Annotated in this window: 21 protein-coding genes; 9 read left to right on the forward strand and 12 right to left on the reverse strand. The window is 61.3% G+C overall.

Annotated elements, in window-relative coordinates:
• Nucleotides 1–303 precede the first annotated feature (303 nt).
• The 3 genes from QZR30_RS02390 (at nt 304) to QZR30_RS02400 (ending at nt 5,249) form a co-directional block, all read left to right on the forward strand.
• On the forward strand, nt 304–2,721 hold the full coding sequence (locus QZR30_RS02390; protein ID WP_311902913.1) for a glucose/quinate/shikimate family membrane-bound PQQ-dependent dehydrogenase: 2,418 nt from the start codon (nt 304–306) through the stop codon (nt 2,719–2,721).
• 223 nt (nt 2,722–2,944) lie between these two features.
• Nucleotides 2,945–3,790, forward strand: coding sequence for a 2OG-Fe(II) oxygenase (locus QZR30_RS02395; RefSeq protein WP_046071108.1), 846 nt, complete (start codon nt 2,945–2,947; stop codon nt 3,788–3,790).
• Between the two features lie 34 nt (nt 3,791–3,824).
• The gene (locus tag QZR30_RS02400) at nt 3,825–5,249 is read left to right on the forward strand and encodes a pyridoxal phosphate-dependent decarboxylase family protein (RefSeq protein WP_311902914.1); all 1,425 of its coding nucleotides are present in this window, start codon (nt 3,825–3,827) and stop codon (nt 5,247–5,249) included.
• On the opposite strand, the gene QZR30_RS02405 is transcribed toward QZR30_RS02400, so the two are convergent.
• The 9 genes from QZR30_RS02405 to QZR30_RS02445 all read right to left on the reverse strand — a co-directional run bounded on the left by QZR30_RS02405 (nt 5,242) and on the right by QZR30_RS02445 (nt 15,433).
• Nucleotides 5,242–7,578 carry a putative bifunctional diguanylate cyclase/phosphodiesterase gene (locus QZR30_RS02405; RefSeq protein WP_046071106.1) on the reverse strand — a complete coding sequence of 779 codons (2,337 nt, stop codon included), beginning with the start codon at nt 7,576–7,578 and terminating at the stop codon, nt 5,242–5,244. The genes QZR30_RS02400 and QZR30_RS02405 overlap by 8 nt on opposite strands.
• Before the next feature lie 197 nt (nt 7,579–7,775).
• Nucleotides 7,776–8,951, reverse strand: coding sequence for an ABC transporter substrate-binding protein (locus QZR30_RS02410; protein WP_046071105.1), 1,176 nt, complete (start codon nt 8,949–8,951; stop codon nt 7,776–7,778).
• A complete protein-coding gene (locus QZR30_RS02415; protein WP_046071104.1) occupies nt 8,948–9,922 on the reverse strand; it encodes a CobW family GTP-binding protein in 975 nt (324 codons plus the stop codon). The genes QZR30_RS02410 and QZR30_RS02415 overlap by 4 nt, the downstream gene beginning before the upstream one ends.
• Nucleotides 9,919–10,218, reverse strand: a complete 300-nt coding sequence (locus tag QZR30_RS02420; protein ID WP_046071103.1) for a hypothetical protein — start codon at nt 10,216–10,218, stop codon at nt 9,919–9,921. Before QZR30_RS02420 ends, QZR30_RS02415 begins: the two co-directional genes overlap by 4 nt.
• Nucleotides 10,219–10,231: 13 nt before the next feature.
• A complete protein-coding gene (locus tag QZR30_RS02425; protein WP_046071102.1) occupies nt 10,232–10,981 on the reverse strand; it encodes an SDR family NAD(P)-dependent oxidoreductase in 750 nt (249 codons plus the stop codon).
• Nucleotides 10,982–11,059: 78 nt separating this feature from the next.
• Nucleotides 11,060–11,821: an SDR family NAD(P)-dependent oxidoreductase gene (locus tag QZR30_RS02430; protein WP_046071101.1), complete on the reverse strand. Its 762-nt coding sequence runs from the start codon at nt 11,819–11,821 to the stop codon at nt 11,060–11,062.
• 10 nt (nt 11,822–11,831) lie between these two features.
• Complete coding sequence (locus QZR30_RS02435; RefSeq protein ID WP_056845441.1) at nt 11,832–13,172, reverse strand: MFS transporter; 1,341 nt, start codon at nt 13,170–13,172, stop codon at nt 11,832–11,834.
• A 30-nt stretch (nt 13,173–13,202) separates the two neighbouring features.
• A complete protein-coding gene (locus QZR30_RS02440; protein ID WP_010212857.1) occupies nt 13,203–14,081 on the reverse strand; it encodes a polysaccharide deacetylase family protein in 879 nt (292 codons plus the stop codon).
• An 11-nt stretch (nt 14,082–14,092) separates the two neighbouring features.
• Complete coding sequence (locus tag QZR30_RS02445) at nt 14,093–15,433, reverse strand: amidase (protein ID WP_311902915.1); 1,341 nt, start codon at nt 15,431–15,433, stop codon at nt 14,093–14,095.
• Nucleotides 15,434–15,764: 331 nt separating this feature from the next.
• On the opposite strand from QZR30_RS02445, the gene QZR30_RS02450 reads away from it, so the two are divergent.
• The 6 genes from QZR30_RS02450 to cmoB all read left to right on the forward strand — a co-directional run bounded on the left by QZR30_RS02450 (nt 15,765) and on the right by cmoB (nt 22,304).
• Nucleotides 15,765–16,754: a GntR family transcriptional regulator gene (locus QZR30_RS02450; RefSeq protein WP_056845443.1), complete on the forward strand. Its 990-nt coding sequence runs from the start codon at nt 15,765–15,767 to the stop codon at nt 16,752–16,754.
• Nucleotides 16,755–16,912: 158 nt separating this feature from the next.
• Nucleotides 16,913–19,333: an endopeptidase La gene (gene lon, locus QZR30_RS02455; RefSeq protein ID WP_046071096.1), complete on the forward strand. Its 2,421-nt coding sequence runs from the start codon at nt 16,913–16,915 to the stop codon at nt 19,331–19,333.
• 191 nt (nt 19,334–19,524) lie between these two features.
• On the forward strand, nt 19,525–19,914 hold the full coding sequence (locus QZR30_RS02460) for a protease inhibitor I42 family protein (RefSeq protein ID WP_059398013.1): 390 nt from the start codon (nt 19,525–19,527) through the stop codon (nt 19,912–19,914).
• Between the two features lies 1 nt (nt 19,915).
• A complete protein-coding gene (locus QZR30_RS02465) occupies nt 19,916–20,572 on the forward strand; it encodes a lysoplasmalogenase (protein WP_056845444.1) in 657 nt (218 codons plus the stop codon).
• A 35-nt stretch (nt 20,573–20,607) separates the two neighbouring features.
• Entirely contained in the window at nt 20,608–21,351 is a 744-nt protein-coding gene (cmoA, locus tag QZR30_RS02470; RefSeq protein WP_046071093.1) for a carboxy-S-adenosyl-L-methionine synthase CmoA, read from the forward strand.
• Nucleotides 21,348–22,304, forward strand: a complete 957-nt coding sequence (gene cmoB, locus QZR30_RS02475) for a tRNA 5-methoxyuridine(34)/uridine 5-oxyacetic acid(34) synthase CmoB (RefSeq protein WP_056845445.1) — start codon at nt 21,348–21,350, stop codon at nt 22,302–22,304. The genes cmoA and cmoB overlap by 4 nt, the downstream gene beginning before the upstream one ends.
• 49 nt (nt 22,305–22,353) lie before the next feature.
• Here the strand turns inward: cmoB and tadA are convergent, their stop codons facing one another.
• The 3 genes from tadA to pdxJ form a co-directional block, all read right to left on the reverse strand.
• Complete coding sequence (gene tadA / locus QZR30_RS02480; protein ID WP_056845446.1) at nt 22,354–22,851, reverse strand: tRNA adenosine(34) deaminase TadA; 498 nt, start codon at nt 22,849–22,851, stop codon at nt 22,354–22,356.
• Entirely contained in the window at nt 22,851–24,233 is a 1,383-nt protein-coding gene (locus QZR30_RS02485) for a multicopper oxidase family protein (RefSeq protein WP_311902916.1), read from the reverse strand. Before QZR30_RS02485 ends, tadA begins: the two co-directional genes overlap by 1 nt.
• Before the next feature lie 229 nt (nt 24,234–24,462).
• Nucleotides 24,463–25,206 carry a pyridoxine 5'-phosphate synthase gene (gene pdxJ / locus QZR30_RS02495; protein WP_046071090.1) on the reverse strand — a complete coding sequence of 248 codons (744 nt, stop codon included), beginning with the start codon at nt 25,204–25,206 and terminating at the stop codon, nt 24,463–24,465.
• Nucleotides 25,207–25,208 lie beyond the last annotated feature (2 nt).

A 25,208-nucleotide genomic window follows, 5' to 3' on the forward strand; every position in this document is an offset into this window, starting at 1 on the left:
TTACCAAAACTGAAATGATGCATCTTGCGATTCACTCTTTCTCAAAACGCCCCGCCGCATTATTCTTCGCAACAATCTGAAACGCTTCACCTCCCGGTCGATCCCCTTTGCCAATTTTTCCTATACGCAAAGACAGCGCTGTCTTACTTCGACCAGCGCTGGAGGGGTTATTGCCCGCCTGTGGATAACCCGGTTATCCACAGAAAAATCAAAAATAACGATGAACCAAGCCCGAGCCGAATCGTCATCTACAGTGAGTGAAGCACGGGGTTACATAATTCCAACGTAACGGAGAAACACACTATGAGCACTGATGGGGCTTCAAGCCCAAGCCGCCTGCTGCCCAGGCTGCTGGGGATCTTGCTGCTGATCATGGGGCTGGCCTTGCTGGCCGGCGGTGTCAAGCTGAGCATGCTCGGCGGGTCGCTGTACTACCTGCTGGCCGGTATCGGCATCGCCCTGACTGGCATATTGCTGCTCGCCACCCGCCGCGCCGCGCTGGGCCTTTATGCACTGGTACTGTTCGCCAGCACCGTGTGGGCACTGTGGGAAGTCGGCCTGGACTGGTGGCAACTGGTGCCGCGCCTGGCCCTGCTGTTCGCCCTGGGCATCGTCATGTTGCTGCCGTGGTTTCGCCGTCCGTTGTTGCGTGGCCAAGCCGCGCCACTGGGCACTGGCGCGCTGAGCGTGGCCGTGGTGCTGGCCGGTGCTACCGCCCTGGCCAGCCAGTTCACCAACCCAGGTGAAATGGTCAAAACCGGCCAACTGGACCGCGACGCGGTACCGGGCATGGCCAGCGCTGCACCGGCCCAGGCTGATGGCGACTGGAATTCCTATGGCCGTTCCGCCCACGGTGATCGTTATTCGCCACTGGCACAGATCACCCCGGAAAATGCGCATAAGCTGGTACCCGCGTGGACCTTCCGTACCGGCGACATCCCTGGCCCAAGCGATCCCGGTGAAACCACCGCGGAAAATACCCCGCTGAAAGTCAACGGCATGCTCTACGTGTGCACTCCGCACAGCCAAGTGATTGCCCTGGACCCGGACACCGGCAAGGAAATCTGGCGTTTCGACCCGAAGATCACCACCCAGGGTGCTGAAAGCTTCAAGGGTTGGGCGCACATGACTTGCCGTGGCGTGTCGTACCACGATGACGCTGCCTACGCTTCCGAGCAGAGCCCAACCGGCAGCGCCAGCCCGGCTGCCGCGCCGAATGCCTGCCCGAAACGTATCTTCGTCCCTACTGCTGACACTCGCCTGATCGCGCTGAACGCCGACACCGGCAAGATGTGCGAAGACTTCGGTGACAAAGGCCAGGTCGACCTGCGTGCCAACATCGGCAGCTTCGCCCCAGGCGGTTACTACTCCACCTCGCCACCGGCCGTGACCAAGAACCTGGTGGTGATCGGCGGTCACGTGACCGACAACGTTTCGATCGATGAGCCAAGCGGCGTGATCCGTGCGTTCGACGTGCACACCGGCAAACTGGTGTGGAACTGGGACAGCGGCAACCCGGACGACACCACCCCGTTGGCCGAGGGTAAGACCTACACCCGCAACTCGCCGAACATGTGGTCCATGTTCGCCGTGGATGAAAAACTCGGCATGCTTTACCTGCCGATGGGCAACCAGATGCCCGACCAGTACGGCGGCGACCGTACCGACGATTCGGAAAAATACGCCGCTGGCTTGACGGCCCTGGACATCGACACAGGCCACGTGAAGTGGACCTTCCAGTTCACCCACCACGACCTGTGGGACATGGACGTCGGCGGCCAGCCTTCGCTGATCGACATCAAGACCGAAGCCGGCGTCAAGCAGGCCGTGATGGCGTCGACCAAGCAAGGCAGCATCTACGTGCTGGACCGCGCTACCGGCCAGCCGGTGGTGCCAATCCACGAAGTTGCCGTACCCCAAGGCGCAGTGGCGGGCGACCGTACCTCCCCTACCCAGCCCAAGTCCGACCTGAACTTCATGCCGCCGCCGTTGAAAGAACGCGACATGTGGGGCGTTACGCCGTTCGACCAACTGATCTGCCGGATCGACTTCAAGTCGATGCGCTACGACGGCCCGTTCACCCCGCCATCGCTGCAAGGCTCGATCGTTTACCCAGGTAACTTCGGTGTGTTCGACTGGGGCGGCATCTCGGTCGATCCAGTACGCCAGATCGCCTTCGTGAACCCAAGCTACATGGCGTTCAAATCGAAGCTGATCCCGGCTGCAGACATCGCCAAGCAAGGCCCACGCGTCAGCGAAACCGAAGGCGTACAGCCAAACAAAGGCGCGCCGTACGGCGTGATCCTCGAAGCGCTGCTGTCGCCCATGGGCCTGCCGTGCCAGGCACCAGCGTGGGGCTACGTGGCAGCGGTCGACCTGACCAACCACCAGACCATCTGGATGCACAAGAACGGCACTGTGCGTGACAGCTCGCCGGTCCCTATCCCGCTGACCATGGGTGTGCCTAGCCTGGGCGGTACGTTCACCACTGCCGGTGGCGTCGCGTTCCTCAGCGGCACCCTCGACCAGTACCTGCGTGCCTATGACGTGAAAAACGGCAAGCAACTGTGGGAAGGCCGCCTGCCTGCAGGCGCGCAAACCACACCAATGACCTACACCGGCAAGGACGGCAAGCAATACGTGCTGGTCATGGCCGGCGGTCATGGTTCCCTGGGTACCAAACAGGGTGACTATGTGATGGCGTTCAAACTGCCGGATTAAGTGGACCCGGCGGTAAAACAAGGGCGGCTACCTGATGGGTAGCCGCTTTTTTTTTCGTCTGCCAAAAATTGACGATCGTTAATACGCGATTAATCAGCCGGCTAAAAAACCAGCGTTTCAAGAAAAATCCTATCCATCCCCTGCGCCCTTAAAACTAATTTACTGCACACGCCCTGCGTACCCTATACGCCTACTCATAAAACTCTAAAGGGAGCTTCTGAACATGATGGACCATGCTGCGACAAAACCAACCACGTCCAAATCAGCAAAAATTATAGAACTTGAATATCTCGACACCTCAAGTTTGAAACAACTGATCAGTGGAGAAGTACTTGCTATCCGAATACCTGAGTTTGCGAACGCCAAAACCAGCGAGCGGTTAAATCAAATCATCGGTGAGGCCGACACGCTGGAACAATACAGCCATGAAACCTACGAGGATGGCCACGTCGTACAGCATTTCTACGGCGTGCATCGCTGGGGCACCCCGTTCAACTCCACCTACGGCAAGGCTGCCGGCAGCGATGCCCAAGCCAAATATTATGCTGACGCGGCCCATATGCGCGGTGTGATCGACAGCATTTGCGCACCTGAAAAGCCGCCCATCCAACACCTGATGGAGCAGCTCCAGGAGATCTGGCCGCAAGGCGCAGTCACCGCAGCTTTTCAAGGCCAACCGATGTTCTGCGGGATTATCCGTGCCATGTTTCCCGAGACGGCGCACCTCTCGGAAACGGTTCCCCATGTGGATTGCCTGCCTCTGTCGATCGCGGAACTGGAACACCAATTCAGCGCCAATATTTATCTGGAAACGCCGCCATCAGGCGGAGAGTTGATCATCTGGGATACCGAGGCCTTTGCCTATGACGAGGTCAAGCGTTTCGAAGGCGCACAACTGCCCGAGGACCGTTTGCAAAAGCCGTTACGTATCCAGCCGCGCAACAACGAACTGGTGATCATCAATACCCGCCGCCCCCACGCCATTTGCGGATTCGAGTCGGGAAAACGTATCAGCATGCAGTCGTTTATCGGCTATACCCCTGGCGAACCGTTTTATTTCTGGTGCTGATACTTTTAACCCGCTTGCAAATGGATATGTTTTTATGACCCCCGAAGAATTCCGTCGCCATGGCTACGCCATGATCGACCTGATCGCAGACTATCGAGAAAATATCGAGCAACGCGGCGTGCAGCCCACGACTGTTCCTGGCGAAATCAAAGCCGCCCTGCCGGCCAGCCCGCCTGAAAGCGCCGAACCCTTCGAACAGATCATGGGTGATGTGGAAAAACTGATCATGCCCGGGCTGCTGCACTGGCAGCATCCGAGTTTTTTCGGTTTCTTCCCCTCCAACGTGGAACTGTCCTCAGTACTGGGCGATTGCCTGAGCACCGGCTTGGGTGTGGTGGGATTGTCTTGGCAATCCAGCCCGGCGCTTACCGAAATTGAGGAAGTGACCACCGACTGGCTGCGCGACATGATCGGCCTGAGCCACGAATGGAGTGGCGTGATCCAGGATTCCGCGTCAACCTCCACCCTGGTGGCACTCATCAGCGCCAGGGAACGCAGCTCCCAGTACGCGCTGATGCATGACGGCCTGCAAGACAGCGGCGCGCCCCTGATCGTCTACACCTCGGCCCACGCCCATAGTTCAGTGAACAAGGCGGCCATTCTCGCTGGATTCGGCCAGAACAATATCCGCACGGTCGCCACCGACGAACGCAACGCCATGTCACCCCAGGCGTTAGCGCAAGCCATCGAGCAGGACCTGGCCGCCGGCAACCGCCCCTGCGTGGTGATTGCCACCACCGGGACCACGGCCGCCATGGCGATCGACCCCCTGGATGCGATTGGCGAACTGACCCAGCGCCATGGCTTGTGGCTGCATGTCGACTCGGCCATGGCCGGCGCCGCGATGATCCTGCCGGAATGCCGGGCGCTGTGGCGTGGTATCGAAAACGCCGACTCTCTGGTCCTCAACCCGCATAAGTGGCTGGGCGCGGCCTTCGATTGCTCGGTGTACTACGTTCGTGACCCTGAGCATTTGATTCGCATCATGACCACCAACCCGAGCTATCTGCAGTCCAGCGCCGACGGTCAGGTCAGAAACTACCGCGACTGGCGGATTTCCCTGGGTAGCCGCTTCCGCGCCCTGAAGCTGTGGTTCCTGATCCGCGAGCAAGGCGTCAGCGGCCTGCAAGCGCGGCTGCGACGAGACCTGGCCAATGCGCGCTGGCTGGCGGAGCAGATTGAGGGCAGTGCGCACTGGAAACTGGTGGCAGCGCCGGCCCTGCAAACCCTGTGCATTCGCCACGAACCGCCAGGCTTGAGCGGCGAAGCGCTGGATAAGCACACGCGCGACTGGGCAGAAAGGCTCAACCTGTCAGGCAAAGCCTACGTCACGCCGGCGATCCTCGATGAACGCTGGATGGTGCGCGTGTCCATCGGCGCACTGGGCACCGAACGCCAGCATGTCGAAGGGTTATGGGCGCTATTGCAGTCCCTGGTGATTGAAATGCCTTCTAGATAGGCACCCGCTCACGCCTCATCCACCTCTCGAACGCCATGGCATTCAAGGGCCGGCTGATCAGGTAGCCCTGGGCGGTGTCGCATTTCCAGCGCTTGAGCAGGGTGAGGCTGTGCTCGAACTCAACGCCTTCGGCCACCACCTTGAGCCCCAGGTTATGGCTCATCTCGATGGTGGAGCGCACGATCACACCATCGCCGCTGGTACTGTCGAGATTGCGCACAAAAGACTGGTCAATCTTCAACTCTTGCACTGGCAGGCGCTGCAATTGCGCCAGGGATGAGTAACCAGTGCCGAAATCATCCACAGACAGGCTGATGCCGCAACCACGCAACTGTTCCAGCACGCTGAGGGCCTGTTGCGGGTTGTGCATGATGGCGCTTTCGGTGATTTCGAAAATCAAGTGTTCGGCCGCCACCCCGTATTGCATCAACATTGCGGTGACGCGAACGGCCAGTTCATCATCGGCCAGGTCATCCACGGATATATTCACTGACAGCTGCATCGGCAAGCCACGCTGCGCCCACTCTGCCATTTGGCGAATGGCCTCCTCGATCACCCATAAGGTCAGGCCGCCCATGCTGCCGGTACGCTCGGCGAGGGGAATGAACTCAGCGGGCGAGACTTGTCCGAAGCTTGGATGTTGCCAACGCAACAGAGCTTCGGCCTGGCGCACGTGGCCATGGGTGAGGTCGAGCTTGGGCTGGTAGCACAGGAACAACTCGCGTTCGATCACCGCGCGGCGCAGGTCGCGGATCAGGGCGATCTGGCGTTGGTGAGCGAGGTCGCGGTCCGGCTGGTATATCTGCAAATGCCCCGGCAAGTTGGCCGCGTCATGCCGGGCGATGGCGGCGCGATTGATCAATTCCTCTACCTGCTGCCCGTCAGCGGGGTACGCCGCGATACCGATGCTCACTTCGTGGCGCACTTCGTCGTTGCCGATGTGCTTGGGTTCGGTCAGCAGTCCGTAGAGGCGGTCGGCACGGGCCACAGCGCGGTCGATTCCGGTGTTTTCCAGCAACAGCAGGAATTCACTGCCGGCCATACGTGCCGCAGTGTCGCTGGCCAGCAGGCTCATGGACAGGCAACGACTGGCTTCGCGCAACATTTGCTCGACTCCCTGGGGGCCGAAGCTCTCATTGATGACCCGATAGTTTTCAATCCCCAGGTACAGCAGCACCACCGGCCGCCGCGCACTGATCGCACTGCCCAGGCGCTCCATGGCCAGGGCGCGATTGGGCAGGCCAGTGAGCGGGTCATGCAAGGCGTTATGGGCCAGTTGCCGTTCGCGCATGGCGATACCGCTTTGCATGGCATTGAAGGCGCGGGCCAGCAGGCCGAACTCATCATGGCTACGCACCCGCACCGGCGTGCGGTAGTCACCGGCACCTATGCGTTCGGCGGCTTGCACCAACGCATCGAGGGGGCGCGACACTCGCCGTGCAAGCAACAACGCCGCCGCCAGGGAGACCAGCAACACCGCCAGGGCAATTGCGAGAAATTGCCGGTCCAGCGGTGCAAAGGATTGCAGGGCATGATCCAGCGGGCTTTGCAGCAAGACGCGCACCTCGTCGCGTTCACCGGCGTTGGCCAAAGGCAGTACTTGGCTGAGCACGCGCTGGCCATGAAACAGATACACCTGCGCCTGTCGATCAAGTTGCGCGGCACGCAGCAGGCTGGTGACCGTAGCGCGGTAGCCGTCGGGTTGGGTCGTAAAGAGCTGGCCGACACGATCGTCCTGCACACTGAGAAACGACACCTCAAGGTTGCTCATGGACCGTAGCTCATGGGCAAATTGCGCATCCATGGGGAAGCCCATGACCACGCGGGCGATGGGCTGCGGGTCGAGCATTTCCTTTTGTACCAGCAAGTAGGGTTGCCCATCCATCGCCACGATCAGCATTTGCTGACTGCTGCGTCGCGCCTGGCGCAACGCCTCTTGATAGGGAAAGAGCTGGCCCCGAGCCAGCACGGGTAACGTACTGGCGATGACCTTGTCATCGAGGCCAAGTACGAACACTGCACTGGAGCTGACACCGGTTCCGTGCCGACGCAGCGCCGCTTGTATCGCCGAGGCTTCGCCGCTGGCCACGGCACGCTTGAAAGGACCGTCGACGGTGAGCCATTCCAAGCCGTATTGCAGACGGCGACCGCGCAGGTCCAACAAGCGTTCGAACACCTGTCGACCGGTGTTCAGCTGCACCTCGGCCTGGTTTTCCACAGCGCGAGTAGTGGCAGCCTTGACCGCGAAGTAAGTCGCGACCACGACCACCAGCAACAACAGCGCCAACACCGCGGCAATGCGGGTTTGAAAAGTGTGGCGCCACTGCATTGCCATGCCCTCTGGCCGTGCTCGACGCTCTCTGGGCCCCCTTCCTGTGGTCATACGCGTCCCTGCCAACTGTTAACCTGGCGTCAAAAAAATATCCATTTAAATGGAATATTCGATTTCAGCAGATTAGCTGGGACTGGGCATAAGTAAACCCAATAAATACCGGGAGATTAGCGTCATATTATTGACCAGACAGGTTATGCACCTCGCGCACGCATAAAGTCCCCCCAACGGCGCACCAGATAGTTGTGCTCATCCATCACCGAATTCCACACGGCGATATGCCCCATGCGCTGTTCATAGGAGCCCCCATCGCGCACATCGCCGATATCGATCAACGGCAAGCCATCGCTGCCCGGCAGCTCCTCCCGTGCCGGCTTGCCCGCGTACCAGTAATCCCATTCGGCGCTGCTCAGGTGATCACGGGTACGCGCCGGGTTGCCGATGTAGTAGCCCTGGCGCGCCATGACAGCCCCGGGCCAGCCGCAAAGCCACCAATTCAAGTACGCATAGGCCGCATCCAGCACCGGCCCCTGGGCATGGCGCGACAAAGACAAACCACCGAACCAGGCGCGATAGCCTTCGCGGGGCACCGCCAGGCGGTATTTCACCCCGGCACGGTGCAGGCGCATCAAGGTCGGCGACCACAGGCTCTGAATATCGATGTTCGGGCTGAGCATCAGCTGCGCGGCTTCTTCATCGTCCGACCAGAACGCCGCGAAGTGCCCTTGCTTCTGCTTGCGCACCAGGATGTCGGCCAGCACATCGATTTCTTCGATGCTCATATTGCCGATGTCCTTGAATGTCGCCAGCCCGGCGCCCTGCACCGCCAACGCCGCATCCAGGGCACCGATGGCGGCGTCGCTCTGCAAGGCGGTGCGCGCACTCCAGGCCGGGTCCAGCAACCAGCCCCAGCTTTCGTTGCGGCTGCAAAAGCCTTCAGGCAAACGCTCGGGGCGGTAAGCGAAACTGTCGGCGTTGTGAGTCAGGGGCAGCATGCTGATGCGCTCGGTGACGGTGCTGCCGAGGCTGCCATCGTGCTGCACGAACAGACGTTCGCTGGGCACGCTGCCGCTGCCCAGGCGGTCGCCTGCAGACAAGCGCCCGCGCTTGGGCAGGTCATTGATCTCATGCCACAGGGCAATACGCCGGGTGTCAATGGGCTGGATCGCCCGTGCCGGCCAGACGAAGTCAACGTTGTGGAACCACTGGTCATACAGGTCATAGCTATCGGGCTGCATCACCGCGATGCGCTGGGCCTGCTCGACATCGTGTACCTGGTATACCAGGCGAATACCCAGGTCCTGTTCGGCGCGCACGCGCAGCGTTTCAAGCAGGGTCACGGATGTGCCAAGGACACGCAGGGTGATCATGCCGCGAACCGCCGGGAGAAGACTTCAAAGGAGCGGCGCAGCAGCGCCGGATCAAGGCCGCGCAGGATAAATACCAGCCGCGATTGGCGGTCTTTGCCCGGCCACGCAGGCAAATGGACCGGGGCATGCAGGCAGTGCTGCACGCCATGAATGACGATGGGAGCGTTACTGGCGTTCACGTTGAGCAGTCCTTTGACACGAAGGATTCGTTCGCCGTGGCATCTTAGCAGCATCGACAGCCACACCCCGAAACCGACCCAGTCCAGCGGTTGATCGAAGGTCAGGCAGCACACCTGCGCGGCGCCGTGGGTGGTCGTGGTGGTGGGGCGCAGTTGCCAGCGGCTGACTTCCACGGCCGGCTCGGCGCTGCGCAAGCCTTCGCCCAGAAGCAGTTGCTCGCCGCTGTGAATCTCCAAGGTGTTGAGGATCGGCGTGCCGGCATTGATTGCCCGCAGGTGCGCGCGCAGTGGCTCGCAGTTGCCTGCCAAGTCGGTCTTGCTCAACAGCAAGCGATCCGCCGCCGCCACCTGGGCCAGCCATTCCGGGTGCAGGCGCTCTTGCAGCGCGGCGTGGCTGGCGTCGACCAGGGTGATGACCAGGCCGATATGAAAGCGCCCGCGCAATTGCACGTCATTGTTCAGAGTCGCCAGGATTGGCGCCGGGTCGGCCAGGCCGGTGGTTTCCAGAATCACCCGTTTGAACGCCGGAATTTCCCCGCGTTCGCGGCGTTGCAGCAAGCCGAGCAGCGCGTCTTTCAACTCGCCGCGGATCGAGCAGCACACGCAGCCGCTGGGCAGCAGGACGGTGTCGGGGGCGACCTCTTCTACCAGCAGATGGTCGATGCCGACGTCGCCGAATTCATTGATCAGCAAGGCCGTGTCACCGAGGCTTTCGCCGTGCAACAGGCGGGTGAGCAAGGTGGTCTTGCCGCTGCCGAGGAAGCCGGTGATGACATTCAGGGCGATGCTCATACAGCCGACTCCAGGTGATCCAAGAGGTGCGAATCAAGTGGATCCAAGGGTCGGCCCAGCATGTTTTCAGCTGCTTGCCAGAGTTGATCCAGACCGCTCGCCAGCGCCTGTTTACCGGTGGCGCCGAGCAGCAGATACGACGCACCCTGAAAGTCTTCGACCTTGAGCCGAAACGCCGCCAGCACCTGGTTGATCGCCGCGATCCGGCGCAGGCGCTCACGACGTCGCGGTAACTCGTCACCCAAGGGATCGCTCCAGTGCAAATCCTCACCTAACAGCCCGCAGAGTCCGCACATGGCTACACCTCGTTCATGGCATGACATCGCCGGAGTTCGGGCCCAGGGTCTGGCCGACAAACAGATTGCCGCCTGGCTCACTGGCCAGCAGTACCGCCACCGGCGCGACTTCGTCCGCCAGGCCGAAACGGCCCAGGGGCAACTCGGCGGCCTTGGCGCGTTTCCAGCTGTCGCTGATGCCGCCCACCAACGGCGTCTCGATAGGCCCAGGCGCGATGGCATTGACCAGCACATTGTCCTTGGCCACTTCCAGTGCCAGGGATTTGGTAAAGCCGATCACCCCAGCCTTGGCTGCGGCGTAATGGGTCAACTCGGCGCCGCCTTTGATGCCCAGCTGCGAGGCAACGTTAATGATCCGTCCCCAACGCTGCGCAAGCATATGCGGCAAGGCGCGCTGGCTGGCGATAAAGACGCTGGTGAGATCGACACGCAGCATGTCGTTCCACATCTCGATGCTTAACTCGACACAGCGCGCCTGGGTGAGCATGCCGGCGTTGTTGACCAGGATATCGATACCGCCAAAATGTTCGACGCAACGGTCGACACTGGCCTGTGCGCCTTCAAGGCTGCCGACATCGGCCAAGCATTCGAACACCTCGGCGCCGAGATTGCGGCAGGTGATGGCGGTTTCGGCCAGGCTCGCAGCGTCGCGGTCGGCCAGCAGCAGGCGGGCACCTTCGGCGGCGTAGGCCCGGGCGATGGCGGCACCGATGCCACTGCCGGCGCCAGTGATGACGGCGCGGCGATGGGTGAGTTGATTCATAAAAAACTCCTGGAAAAACACAGTTCCAATGTGGGAGTGGCGGTCGCACCGCCCCTTCTCATTTTTGGATTGAGTACATCAGTCAGGCCAGCGCACGGTCAGGCCGCCATCGATGACGATGCTTTGGCCGGTCAAATAGCTCGATGCATCACTGGTCAAGAACTGCACCAACGACGCCACTTCATCGGCCCGCCCTACCCGGCCCAACGGGATCGCCCGCGCCGCTTTGGCCAAACCCTCGGGGCCCAGCGAATTCTTCGCATCCAGCGACTGCGGCGTCTCGATCAACCCCGGGATCACCGCATTGCAACGAATACCCAATGCCGCCAACTCCACCGCCAACGACCGACATAGCCCCGGCACCCCAGCCTTGGCCGCCGCATAATGGCTATGCTCCTGCCAGCCATACACGCCGCCGGCAATCGATGAAATCGCCACCAGTGCGCCGCCTTTCTTCATATGCCGGGTCGCGGCGCGAAAGGTGCGCATCACCCCAGTCAGGTCGACATTGAGCATTTCATCCCACAGCGCGTCGGTCATTTCCAACAAGGGTGCACGGCGTAACAAACCGGCATTGGCCACCGCGTAGTCCAAGCGCCCGAAATGCGCCACGGCCTGCTCGGCCAAGGCGTCCACCGAGGCGCTGTTGCCCACGTCCAACGGCAGCATCAGGCACTCACCGCCAGCCTCTTGCACTAATGACACGGTGGTCTGCGGGTCATGGGGATCGGCCGGGTAATACCCGCCCATCACCGCCACGCCATTGCGCGCATAGGTCACGGCGAGGGCTTGGCCGATGCCGCTGGCGGCACCGGTGATCAAGGCAACTTTAGGCGTCATCACACTCTCCTTACTGAACGGTTTCCGGACGCACATGGCGTGCGGCAAACATCAAGGCGCCGGACAAGAAGCACGGTAGTGCGCCGAACCACAGCGCAGCGGTCTGCCAGTCACTGCCGGCGGCCAGCACTTGGGTCGCGCCAAAGCCGGCGACCACCGCGCCGATCGGGCCCATGGCGTGGATGATCGCGCCGCCGGTGGCGCGAATGCTGGTGGGGAAACTCTCGCTGATAAAGAACAGCGCTGCCGAGTAGGGCCCGATCAGGAAGAACAGGCCCAGGCTGTACAGCCCGACCACCATCGGCAAATTGCTCGGCCCAAACAACATGCCGGCGAACGCCAGGCCGCCGAGCATCCAGCCCAGGGCGATGACATTGCGGCGACCGATCTTGTCGCCCATCCAGCCGTGGCTGAGGTAGCCGCAGTAACCCACCAGGTTCGACAGCACCAGGATGATCAGCGAGTTCTCGAAGGAGATGTGGTGCACGCTGACGATCACCGAAGTACCCAACACACTGAACACCTGGATCGCCGCCCAGTTGAGCAACAGCGCGGCACCGATCACCAGGGTGGCGCGACGGGCCGGGCCACGGAACGCGGCCTTGAGACCCGCCTTGCTGTGTTCGTCGTAGTCCACGCCGTAGGTCAGCGCGACGTTCTGCGCTTCGCTCACCGCGCCGCTTTTGCGCAGTTGGCTGATGCGCTTATGGATCTGGAACTGCGGGCTCTCCTTGAGCTTGCGTGCCATGATCGCAATCACAATGGCCGGGATCGCGGCGAAGACGAAGCAGCCCTGCCAGCCGATGATTGGCAGCAACAACGCGGTCAACCCTGCGGCGATCAACGCACCCACTGGCCAGCCGCCCTGCACCAGGCTGTAGATGAAGCCGCGACGCTTGGTCAGCCGTGGGTCTTGCGAGGCGCCATACAACTCGCTCAGATAGGTGGCATTGACCGTTTCCTCGGCATACCCAAGGCCGCCCAACGAACGAATCAGAATCAGCGGTGACTTGCCCCATGCCCCGCCGATCGCGGTGAGCGCCGAGCACAACGCAGAGCCGGCCACGGTAAAGATGATGCCCGTGCGGCGGCCCAATTTATCGACGACGGGGCCAATGGCGAATGCCACCACCGCCGTGCCCACCGCCACCCAGGTCGCGATCTCGGCTTGTTCCACTTCACCCCAGCCAAAGTGCCGGCCGATTTCCGGCAGCAAGGTGCCGAACAGAATGAAGTCGTACACCGCAAATACCCAGGCGAAAAACGCGATCCAGGTGGCAAAGCGCACTTCCTGGGACGTCAATTGCCGGGGTTTCCAGCCAGTCAGGTCAAGCTTGTTGTAGATAGACATGGATCGCGCCTCGGGGGGGTGGTCAAAGGGTCAGGTACGCGGTTGGCGGCGGATAAAGTCATCGGCGATTTCGTCGAAGGTGACGAAGCGCACGCCGGCATGGCTCTGGATATGCTCGATCAGGCGCTCCAGCATCAGCAGCACTTGCGGGCGACCGGACACGTCGGGGTGGATGGTCATGGTGAACACCGCGTGTTCGTGCTCGCGGTAGACCCAGTCGAACTGGTCGCGCCACATTTCTTCCAGGTGGCGCGGGTTGACGAAGCCGTGGCTGTTGGGGGCTTTCTTGATGAACATCATCGGCGGCAGGTCGTCGAGGTACCAGTTGGCCGGGATCTCCACCAGATCGGTTTCCTCGCCGCGCACCAGGGGTTTCATCCAGGTGTCGGGGTGCTGGCTGTAGTCGATCTTGGTCCAGCTGTCGCCCTTGCGCACGTAGTAAGGGTGGAAATCGTTATGCATCAGGCTGTGGTCGTACTTGATGCCTTTTTTCAACAGCAGCTCGTTGGTGACCTTGCTGAATTCCCACCAGGGCGCGACGTAGCCGGTGGGGCGTTTGCCGGTGACCTGGGTGATCAGCTCGATGGACTTGTCGAGCACGATTTCTTCCTGCTCGGCGGTCATGGCGATGGGGTTTTCGTGGCTGTAGCCATGCACACCGATTTCGTGGCCGGCATCAGCCACCGCCTTCATCTGCTCGGGGAAGGTTTCCATCGAGTGCCCCGGGATAAACCAGGTGGTGCGCAGGCCGTAGCGCTCGAACAGCTTGAGCAAACGCGGCGCGCCGACTTCACCGGCAAACAGGCCGCGGGAAATGTCGTCGGGCGAGTCTTCGCCCCCATAGGAACCCAGCCAGCCGGCGACGGCGTCCACGTCGACGCCAAATGCACAGAGAATATCTTTAGCCATGGTGTGTCTCCTTAAACGTTAAGTACGGATTCGACGGCCAACGCAGCGCGCAACAGGCGTGCGTCTTCCCCCGTCGGGGCGCTGAGCAGCAGCCCGGTGGGCAAGCCCTGGGCATCGCGGCCGCTGGGCAAGCTGACGCCCGGCATGTCGAGCAAGCTGCCGGGCATGGTCAGGCGCAGGGTGGTGAGGTTAGTGGTGACGAACAGCTCATCGTCGGACTCCAGCGCTGCCAACGCTGGGGCGACATGGGCCACCGTCGGGGTGATCAGCAGGGCGCCGTCGAGGTCGTCGATCAACTGCTGTTGCAGGCGCCGGCGCCCTTCGATCAGGTGCATGAGCTGGCTGGCCGGCAGTGAGCGTGCGGCGTCGAGGCGACGCCGCACACGGGGGTCGAGTTGCTCGGCATCGGCGCTATCGAGCAAGGCTTCGTGCAAAGCGAAGGCTTCGAATGAACCGAGCCAGCCGTGCGCCTCGATCAGCGCAAGGGTGGCCTGGAAAGTGGCGGACGGACGCACCTCGACTAACGCACCGGCGGCCTTCAATTGATCGACGGCATGTAGCAGGTTAATGCGTACGACCGGCTCGATAGTGTCCAGGGTGCCTTGCTCCAGCACCCAGCGCTGGCCCTTGAGGCTGCTGGCGATGTGGCGTTGGCTACGGCCAGTACGGCCAGTGAGCACATCATCGATGGCCAGCGCATCGCGCACGCTGCGGGTCAGCGGGCCGAGGCTGTCGAGGGTGTGTGCCAGGGGGAAAACGCCTTCGCGGCTGTAGCGCCGGCAACTGCTGCGGTAGCCCACCACGCCGTTGAGCGCGGCAGGAATGCGGATCGAGCCGGCGGTATCGGTGCCCATGGCAATCGGCACAATACCGGCCGCCACGGCAACCGCCGACCCCGAGGACGAGCCTCCGGGAATGCGTGGTTGATCACTGCTATTGGGGTTGTGGGGCGTGCCGAAATGCGGGTTGAGACCCAGGCCGGAATACGCCAGCTCGCTGAGGTTGGTCTTGCCCAGGCTGACCATGCCAGCGCGGCACAACAGCCCAACACTGGGAGCGTCATGAGCAGCAGGCGCCGCGTTGCGGCGGTAAGCAGCACCGGCCGTGGTGACGGTGCCCGCCATGTCGAACAAATCTTTCCAGGCCAATGGCACGCCATCGAATACGCTCAAGGGTTGCCCGGCACGCCAACGGGCGGCCGAAGCCTCGGCTTCACGCCGGGCGCGCTCGACGGTCAGGGAGATGAAAACGCTGGGGGCCATGCTCGCGTGAACGAGGGCCTGTTCAAGCACCTGCACCGGGTCGCTGTGACCGCTGGCGAATGCTTCGGCCATTGAGGTGGCATCTGACATCGGCATACCCTTATATAAACGTACATATTAATAAAATGTACGTTTTATAAAGGCAGCTTTCGTGCCAGTCTCGTTAGAGGATTCTTCCCTAGCTCGACGGTCTCCCTTCGAACCATCGAGCTAGATAGTTTTTCATGAAATAAAAATCTCGCGAAGGCATCCACCTAAATCGCGAATTAAATAATGTACCTTTAATTAAAAAGTACGTTTTGGTGCAAAAAAGTAACAGCCCCATGTTTACAGCCCCAAAAAAGTGCCGTCGACGTGGCGCAGAGTGACAGACGCATCTATGAGAGAATCCCTGGCCACCGTCCACAGCCACAGGAAAGCTATGAAAGCAGTGTCCGCCTCGGCGTCCCGTTACGCGATGATCCACCGAGTTTTGCGCGACGCGATCGTCAACGGCACCGCCCGCCACGGGCTGGTCCTGCTCGAGGCGCCGCTGGCCGACTTGTTCGGTACCAGCCGCGTACCGGTGCGTAAGGCGCTGGACCTGCTGCATGCCGAAGGGCTGATTTGCCGTTTCAACGGCCGCGGTTACCTGATCAACCCCGACGGCCTGGCCATGGAGCCCCTGCGCCTGCCCTTGAGCCACGGACACCTGGGCCTGAACCATGAAGACGAGTTGGTAGACACCCGGCCGCTGGGCGAGCGAATTGTCGAGGAGATCGGCGCGGCGTTGTCTACCTGCATCGCCTTCGGTCATTACCGCCTGGACGAGCAAGCCGCCGCCGACCACTACGGCGTCAGCCGCGCCGTGGTGCGCGAAGCACTGATGCGCCTGCGCGACCGTGGCCTGGTGGAGAAAGAACCTTACTCCCAATGGCTCGCAGGGCCGCTGACTGCCCGAGAAGTCACCGAAGACTACGAATTGCGCGCTTGTTTGGAGCCCGAAGCCCTGCGCCAGAGTGCACCGGACCTGGACCGCGTCATGCTCCAGGCTATGCTGCAGCGCGTGCTCGACGCCCAGGACAGCCCCCATTGCAGCCTGGAAGCCATCGAACAGATCGAGCAGGACTTGCACCAGCACTGCCTCGCCGGCCTGCAGAACCGCAAGATCGCGGCCCTGATCCGCCAGGGCCAAAGCCCGATGATTATCAGCCGAATTTTCCATCGTTTACTGGGGATCGGCGCCGATCCTGCCATGCTCGCCGAACATCGCTTGATTCTTGAATTGTTGCTGCATGGGGCGTTCGATGCCGCAGCGTTGAATCTGCGCGAGCATTTGCAGCGAGCCAGGCAGCGGATGTTGCAGCGATTGAAGGTGCTATCGGTGTTGCCGGAACAGCCGCTGCCTGCGTATCTGCACAAAATCAGCTGATTCAATACGGGTCAACTGTCAGGAAGGAGCTTGCCCCCTCCCATACTCTCCAGGTAGCCGCAGTAATTTCATGCAATATGTTGCTATCTCACCCCCACCATTGAAACCACTGCTGACCCGCCCCATCTAACCTCCATACTTCCTTATGCAGGTGCCCCATGAGCGACCAGCAAGACGTCCCTGATTACGACCTGAACGACTACGCCGACCCCGAAAACGCTGACACCACCTCGTCCAACACTGGCCTGGCCCTGCCTGGGCAAAACCTGCCGGACAAGGTCTATATCATCCCGATCCACAACCGGCCGTTTTTCCCGGCGCAAGTATTGCCGGTGATTGTCAATGAAGAGCCCTGGGCCGAGACCCTGGAGTTGGTGAGCAAATCCGACCACCATTCGCTCGCGCTGTTTTTCATGGACACGCCGCCCGAAGACCCACGGCATTTCGATACCTCCGCCCTGCCGCTGTACGGCACCCTGGTCAAGGTGCACCACGCCAGCCGCGAGAACGGCAAGCTGCAATTCGTGGCCCAGGGCCTGACCCGCGTGCGCATCAAGACCTGGCTCAAGCACCACCGCCCACCCTACCTGGTGGAAGTCGAATACCCGCACCAGCCCAGCGAGCCCACCGACGAGGTCAAGGCCTACGGCATGGCGCTGATCAACGCGATCAAGGAACTGCTGCCCCTCAACCCGCTGTACAGCGAAGAGTTGAAGAACTACCTCAACCGTTTCAGCCCCAACGACCCCTCACCGCTCACCGACTTCGCCGCCGCGCTGACCTCGGCCACCGGTAACGAGTTGCAGGAAGTGCTGGACTGCGTGCCCATGCTCAAGCGCATGGAGAAAGTCTTGCCGATGCTGCGCAAGGAAGTCGAAGTCGCGCGCCTGCAAAAAGAGCTGTCCGCCGAAGTGAACCGCAAGATCGGCGAGCACCAGCGCGAGTTCTTCCTCAAGGAACAACTCAAGGTCATCCAGCAAGAGCTGGGCCTGACCAAGGACGACCGCAGCGCCGACGTCGAGCAGTTCGAGCAGCGCCTGGAAGGCAAGGTGCTGCCGGCTCAGGCGAAAAAGCGCATAGATGAAGAACTGAACAAGCTGTCGATTCTCGAGACCGGTTCGCCGGAATACGCCGTGACGCGCAACTACCTGGACTGGGCCACCTCGGTGCCGTGGGGCGTGTACGGCGCAGACAAGCTCGACCTCAAGCATGCACGCAAGGTGCTGGACAAGCATCACGCGGGCCTGGACGACATCAAGAGCCGCATCCTCGAATTCCTCGCCGTCGGCGCCTATAAAGGCGAAGTCGCCGGCTCCATTGTGCTGCTGGTGGGCCCGCCGGGCGTGGGCAAGACCAGTGTGGGTAAATCCATCGCTGAATCCCTGGGCCGACCGTTCTACCGTTTCAGCGTCGGCGGCATGCGCGACGAAGCCGAGATCAAGGGCCACCGCCGCACCTACATCGGCGCCCTGCCCGGCAAGCTGGTGCAGGCATTGAAAGACGTGGAGGTCATGAACCCGGTAATCATGCTCGACGAGATCGACAAGATGGGCCAGAGCTTCCAGGGCGACCCCGCGTCGGCGTTGTTGGAAACCCTCGACCCTGAGCAGAACGTCGAATTCCTCGACCATTACCTGGACCTGCGCCTGGACCTGTCCAAAGTACTGTTCGTGTGCACCGCCAACACCCTCGATTCGATCCCAGGCCCGTTGCTCGACCGTATGGAAGTGATTCGCCTGTCGGGCTATATCACCGAAGAAAAAGTCGCCATCGCCAAGCGCCACCTATGGCCCAAACAGTTGGAAAAAGCCGGCGTGGCAAAAAACAGCCTGAGTATCAGCGACGGCGCCCTGCGTGCGTTGATCGACGGTTATGCACGGGAAGCCGGTGTGCGCCAGTTGGAAAAACAACTGGGCAAACTGGTGCGCAAAGCGGTGGTCAAGCTGCTGGATGAGCCCAATAGCGTGATCAAGATTGGCAACAAGGACCTGGAAAGCTCCCTGGGCATGCCGGTGTTCCGTAACGAGCAAGTACTGTCCGGCACCGGCGTCATCACCGGTCTGGCCTGGACCAGCATGGGCGGCGCTACGTTGCCGATCGAGGCGACGCGTATCCACACGCTCAATCGCGGCTTCAAGCTTACCGGGCAGCTGGGTGAAGTGATGAAGGAGTCCGCCGAAATCGCCTACAGCTACATCAGCTCGAACTTGAAGTCATTTGGCGGTGATCCGAAGTTCTTCGACGAAGCCTTCGTGCACTTGCACGTACCGGAAGGCGCCACGCCGAAAGACGGCCCGAGCGCGGGTGTGACCATGGCCAGTGCATTGCTGTCCCTGGCGCGCAACCAACCGCCGAAGAAAGGCGTAGCGATGACCGGTGAACTGACGCTGACCGGGCATGTATTGCCGATTGGTGGGGTGCGCGAGAAAGTCATTGCGGCGCGGCGTCAGAAGATCCACGAGTTGATCTTGCCGGAGCCGAACCGTGGCAGTTTTGAAGAATTGCCGGAGTATCTGAAGGAAGGCATGACGGTGCACTTTGCCAAGCGCTTTGCGGATGTGGCGAAGGTGCTGTTCTGATAGAGCTCTAGCGCCTGAACCGGCCTCATCGGGGGCAAGCCCCCTCACACATTTTGATTTGTGAACACATTCAAGTGTGGGAGGGGGCTTTGCCCCCGATGGCGTCAGTGGCCGCGACACATATCCTGCTTGTCACACCCTGTCTCATCTTCGGTTATGCTCGCCCTTCGTCGTGTATAAACGGAGCCCCCATGACCGCTGCCCGCCTGCTTCTCCCCTTGAGCCTTGCCCTGCTGGCCGCTTGCGCCAGTGCTCCCAAGCAAAACATCAGCGTGGAAAACCAGAGCAGTTGCCCAATCCTGCTTAAAACCGGACAAAACCTGATCCTCACCCTGCCAAGCAACCCCACCACCGGTTATCGCTGGGCCATCCAGGACTCTGCCGGCGGTGTCTTGCGCGCCTTGAGCCCCGAGGTTTATAGCAGCAGCGAATCCGGCGTAATTGGCGGTGGCGGGCAGTCCACCTGGCGCTTCCAGGCATTTGCCCCTGGCCAGGGCCGTTTGCGCCTGACCTCCCAGCAACCCTGGGAACCGGAAGCCGAGCCCGTCGAAACCTTTGACTGCGCCATTACGGTGAACTGATATGCCATGGCTGATCCTTGCCTTGATGGGCGCCGGCACCTTCATCTACGGCCTGGCGACCCATGCGACGCTGCTGTGCCTGCTGGTCAAGCCGCTGCCGGTGCTGGCACTGCTGGGGTGGCTGCATGACGCACCGCCCACCGACTATCGGCGCTGGATCAGCCTGGGGCTGATTTTTTCCCTGGTGGGCGACGTTTTGCTCGCCTGGCCGGGGGACCTGTTTATCTTTGGCCTGGGCGCATTCCTGTGCGCGCACCTGGCCTATCTCAAGGCCTATTTCAGTGACTGCCGGCGCCTGGCACTGCTGCCGCTGGTGCTGGCCCTTGGAGTCGGGGCAATCCTGCTGAGCATCCTGATATCCCACGGCTTGGGCGAGTTGCTGATACCGGTGGTGGTTTACGCGCTGGTGATCAGCGCCATGCTTTGGCGTGCGCTGGCGCGGTTGGGCAGCGAGGTGCCGAAACGCTCAGCGCTGCTGGCGGCGGCGGGTGCAGTGTCGTTTGTGTTTTCCGATACGTTGATCGGTATCAACCGCTTTGTAGTGACATTCGAAGCAGCCCCCTATTTGTTGATCATCACCTATTGGCTCGGGCAATGGGGCATCACCGCCTCTGCTTTCCATCAGACAACCCGCGCATCCGAAGACCAACTTGGCTAAAATGCCGGCCTTTCCCCCTCGTCGCCGGAACAGTCGTGAGCAAAGAACCCGATCGCCTATTCGCCCAGCCCCTGCCCCAGGTGCCGGACTTCGCCTTTAACGAGGATGTGGTGCGGGTGTTCCCGGACATGATCAAGCGCTCGGTGCCGGGTTACCCGACCATCGTTGAGAACCTCGGCGTGCTGGCCGCACAATTTGCCCAGCCCAACAGCGTGCTGTATGACCTGGGTTCATCCCTGGGTGCTGTCACTCAGGCCCTGCGTCGTCACGTACGCACCGATGGCTGCCGGGTGATCGCTGTGGATAACTCGGCGGCGATGGTCGAGCGTTGCCGGGAATACCTCAACGGCCAGGACTCGATGTTCCAGGAGCTGCTGCCGGTCGAGGTGATTGAGGGCGATATTCTCGCCCTGCAGTTCCAGCCCGCCTCGGTGGTGGCGCTGAACTTCACCCTGCAATTTATCGCCCCTGACGAACGCCTGGCGTTGCTCGGGCGTATCCGCCAGGCGCTGCTGCCAGGCGGGGCGTTGATCCTTTCGGAAAAGCTGCGCTTCAACGATGTTGAAGAACACGCGCTGCTCACCGACCTGCATATCGCCTTCAAGCGCGCCAACGGCTACAGCGAACTGGAAATCGCCCAGAAGCGCAGCGCCATCGAAAACGTCATGAAGCCCGACAGCCTCGAAGAACACCGCGAACGCCTGCTGGCGGCCGGGTTCTCGAAAGTCGTGCCGTGGTTCCAGTGTCTTAACTTTGCCTCGTTGATTGCCTTGCCATGATTGATTTGTCCCCCCTCGCCCGCCACCTGGTCGGCACTCCCTTGGCCGTGTGGGCCCAGGGCCTGCAAGCGCAGCTCGATAGCAAGATGGAAAAAGGTCATGGCGACCTGGAACGCTGGCAGAGCGCGTTGGATGCGCTGCCAAAGATTCAACCCAGTGAAGTCGACTTGCTCAACGGACTGGTGCTGGACACCGACTGCGACGACGCCACCCGTGCGCAAATGCACACTGCCCTGATGGGCCTGAGCCCCTGGCGCAAAGGCCCGTTCCACCTGTTCGGTGTGCATGTGGACACCGAATGGCGCTCGGACTGGAAGTGGTCGCGGGTAGCACCGCACCTGGACCTGAACGGCAAGCGTATCCTCGATGTGGGTTGCGGCAACGGGTACTACATGTGGCGCATGCTCGGCGCCGGGGCCGACAGCGTGATTGGCGTGGACCCGAACTGGTTGTTCTTCTGCCAGTTCCAGGCGGTGCAACGTTACCTGTCTGAGCCCAAAGCCTGGCACCTGCCTTTCCCGTTCGAAGATTTGCCGGCGAACCTGGAAGGCTTTGATACGGTGTTTTCCATGGGCGTGTTCTACCACCGCCGCTCGCCGATCGAGCACTTGCTGGCGCTGAAAGACACACTGGTCAAAGGCGGCGAACTGGTCTTGGAAACCCTGGTGGTGGAAGGCGATCAGCAGCAGGTGCTGGTGCCGGAAGATCGCTACGCACAGATGCGTAACGTGTGGTTCCTGCCCTCGGTGCCGGCCTTGATGCTGTGGCTGCGCCGTGCCGGATTCAGTGAGGTGAGGTGCGTAGATGTGAGCGTGACCACAGTTGAGGAACAGCGGGGGACAGAGTGGATGAAGTACCAGTCGCTCTGTGACTTCCTCGACCCCGAAGATCACAGCAAGACCATCGAAGGGCTGCCGGCGCCGATGCGGGCTGTGATCATCGCCAAGAAGTAATCACTGAATAGATGAAGCCCCCTCCCACATTTTTTGTTCTCAGTGTTCTTTAGAGTGGTGGTTTAGCTCGGCGGGCCTTGAAGAATTCGCTCAACACCGTGCCGCACTCCTCAGCAAGCACGCCGCCTTCAAACAGCACCTTATGGTTGAGAAAGCCCTGGGTAAAAAACTGCCCCTGACTCTGCACAATCCCAGCCTTGGGCTCCAGTGCGCCATACACCACCCTTGCGATGCGCGAATGCACGATCAACCCGGCGCACATGCTGCACGGCTCCAGGGTCACATACAGCGTGCTGCCCACCAGGCGATAGTTACTGATCGCCTGGGCGGCAGCGCGGATCGCGACCATTTCGGCATGGGCGCTGGGGTCGTTGCCGATGATCGGGCAATTGAAGCCGCGCCCGATGATTTCACCGTCCTGCACCAGCACCGCACCTACCGGCACCTCGCCCAACGCCGCGCCTTGGGCAGCAAGGGCCAAGGCTTCGCGCATGAAATCCTGATCGCGGCTGCGGTCGATAATTGCCGTGGGGCGAACCTGGCGCATCACACCACCTCGATGGCGGCCATCAGGCCGGTTTCCATATGGTCGATCACATGGCAATGGAACATCCACACCCCCGGGTTATCCGCCACCAACGCCACACGGGCGCGTTCGTTCTTGCCCAGCAGGTAGGTGTCGGTGAAATACGGAATCACCTTGTGGCGGTTCGAAGCGATCACCTTGAAGCTCATGCCGTGCAAGTGAATCGGGTGCTGGTACTGAGTCATGTTCTTCAATTCGAAGATGTAGCTCTTGCCCTTCTCAAGCTTGGCAATCGGGCGGTCGGCGCAGGTCTTGTCGGTGATGTCCCAGGCCTGGCCGTTGATCTGCCACAGGCTCGGCGGCTTGCCGTTGTCGACGTTGACCGACACCGAACCGACCCATTCGAAATTGAAGTTGAGTTTCTCGGCATTGGCCAGGTCCGGCTCGGCAATCGGGTTGGCCGGTAATGCCGGTGGCCACTGAGTGGGCGCGTCGGTATTGGCCACCGAACGAAAGGTGCCAAGACGCACGGGGCCGTTGCGGATCGACAGTTCTTCACCCGCCGGCGGTGCCTTGATCGCCAGGCAGATACGCATGCCCGGGCCCAGCCAGTATTCCTTGCCCAACGGGCGCGGCTCGATGGGGTTGCCATCCAGCGCGTAGATCTGTGCTTCGACGTCAGGGATGTTAAGACGATAAGTCAGTGTGTTGTCGAGGTTGAGCAGGCGCACCCGGGTAATCTGCCCGGCTGGGAGATCGACGACTGCCTGGGACACTCCGTTGATTGTCGACAAGCGCCCCGCCGTACCGCCACGCGCTGCTTCACGGGGAATGCTGAAGGCGACGAAGGCGCCCTCTTCGTCCACATGCCAGCTTTTCAGGCTGAGGGTGCGCTCGTAGATGAAACCGGTGGGCTCACGCTCTTCGATGATCAGCGGGCCGACCAGGCCACGGCCGAGTTCTTCGCTGCTGTTCACGTGGGGGTGGTACCAGTAGCTGCCGGCATCGGGCACACGGAATTGATAGTCGAAGTATTCGCCCGGCAGTACCGGCAACTGCGAGACGTAGGGCACGCCGTCCATTTCCAGCGGCAGGCGGATGCCATGCCAGTGAATGGTGGTGGCAACCGGCAGGTGGTTGATGAAGCGTACCCGCAGCCATTCGCCTTGGCGCACGCGCAGCTCGGTGCCAGGCGCCGAAGGGCCGAATGCCCAGGCCTCGGTCTTGTGCCCCGGCACCAGTTCCACGTCCAGAGGCGCGGCAATCAATTGGTAGTCGCTTCCTGCGTTGGCATCGGCAACCTTGCCCAGCCAGTAGCGGTAGGCGCCGCCGGCACCCACACCGGCTACTGCCAGGCCGGCAAGGCCACCGAGGATCTGTCGACGGGAAAACGATGGGGACACAACAACCTCACGTATCTGCCGCAGGCGCAGGGCCTGCAAAGGGCAGATACGATACACCTGCGGTGGCTAAACAGTAAGGGTTCGCATTGCCGCACAGATGAATGACGGCAGAAACCTGTAGGAGCGAGCTTGCTCGCGAAGGTCGTTAACGATGCTGGGGGAAGTCTGGCTGCCCGCGTTGCTATCAGGTTTTTCGCGAGCAAGCTCGCTCCTACAGGTGGAACTGCAGTTAGTGCTTGGCAGCAGCCAGGATCAGGGCTTTCATCTCGGCCACTGCGCCTTTGAAACCAACGAACAATGCATGGGCCACCAGCGCATGGCCGATGTTCAGCTCGTTGATGCCCTTGATCGCGGCCACCGCTTCGACGTTGTGGTAGTGCAGGCCGTGGCCGGCGTTGACGATCAAGCCTTCGTTGAGCCCGCAGTTCACGCCGTCGATGATGCGTTGCAGCTCATCAGCCACTTCGGTCGGGGTGGTGGCATCGGCGTAACGGCCAGTGTGCAGTTCGATGGCCGGGGCGCCGACACGGCGCGAGGCTTGGATCTGGCGTTCGTCGGCGTCGATAAACAAGGACACTTCGCTGCCGATCTTCGACAGCCGCTCCACCGCGGCCTTGATCCGCGCTTCTTGACCTGCGACATCAAGGCCGCCCTCGGTGGTCAGTTCTTGGCGGGTTTCCGGCACCAGGCAGATATGCGCCGGGCGGATGCGCTCGGCAAACACCATCATTTCTTCGGTAACGCCCATTTCGAAGTTCATGCGCGTTTGCAGCACGTCCCTGAGCAGCAGCACATCGCGCTCCTGGATGTGGCGGCGATCTTCGCGCAAGTGCACGGTAATGCCGTCGGCACCCGCTTCTTCGGCGTCCAGCGCGGCCTTGACCGGGTCAGGGTAACGGGTGCCCCGGGCCTGGCGCAGGGTGGCGACGTGGTCGATGTTGACGCCAAGAAGAATGCGATTGCTGGTGGTCACGG

The sequence above is a fragment of the Pseudomonas sp. rhizo25 genome, from assembly GCF_031931935.1.
Lineage (GTDB): Bacteria > Pseudomonadota > Gammaproteobacteria > Pseudomonadales > Pseudomonadaceae > Aquipseudomonas > Aquipseudomonas synxantha.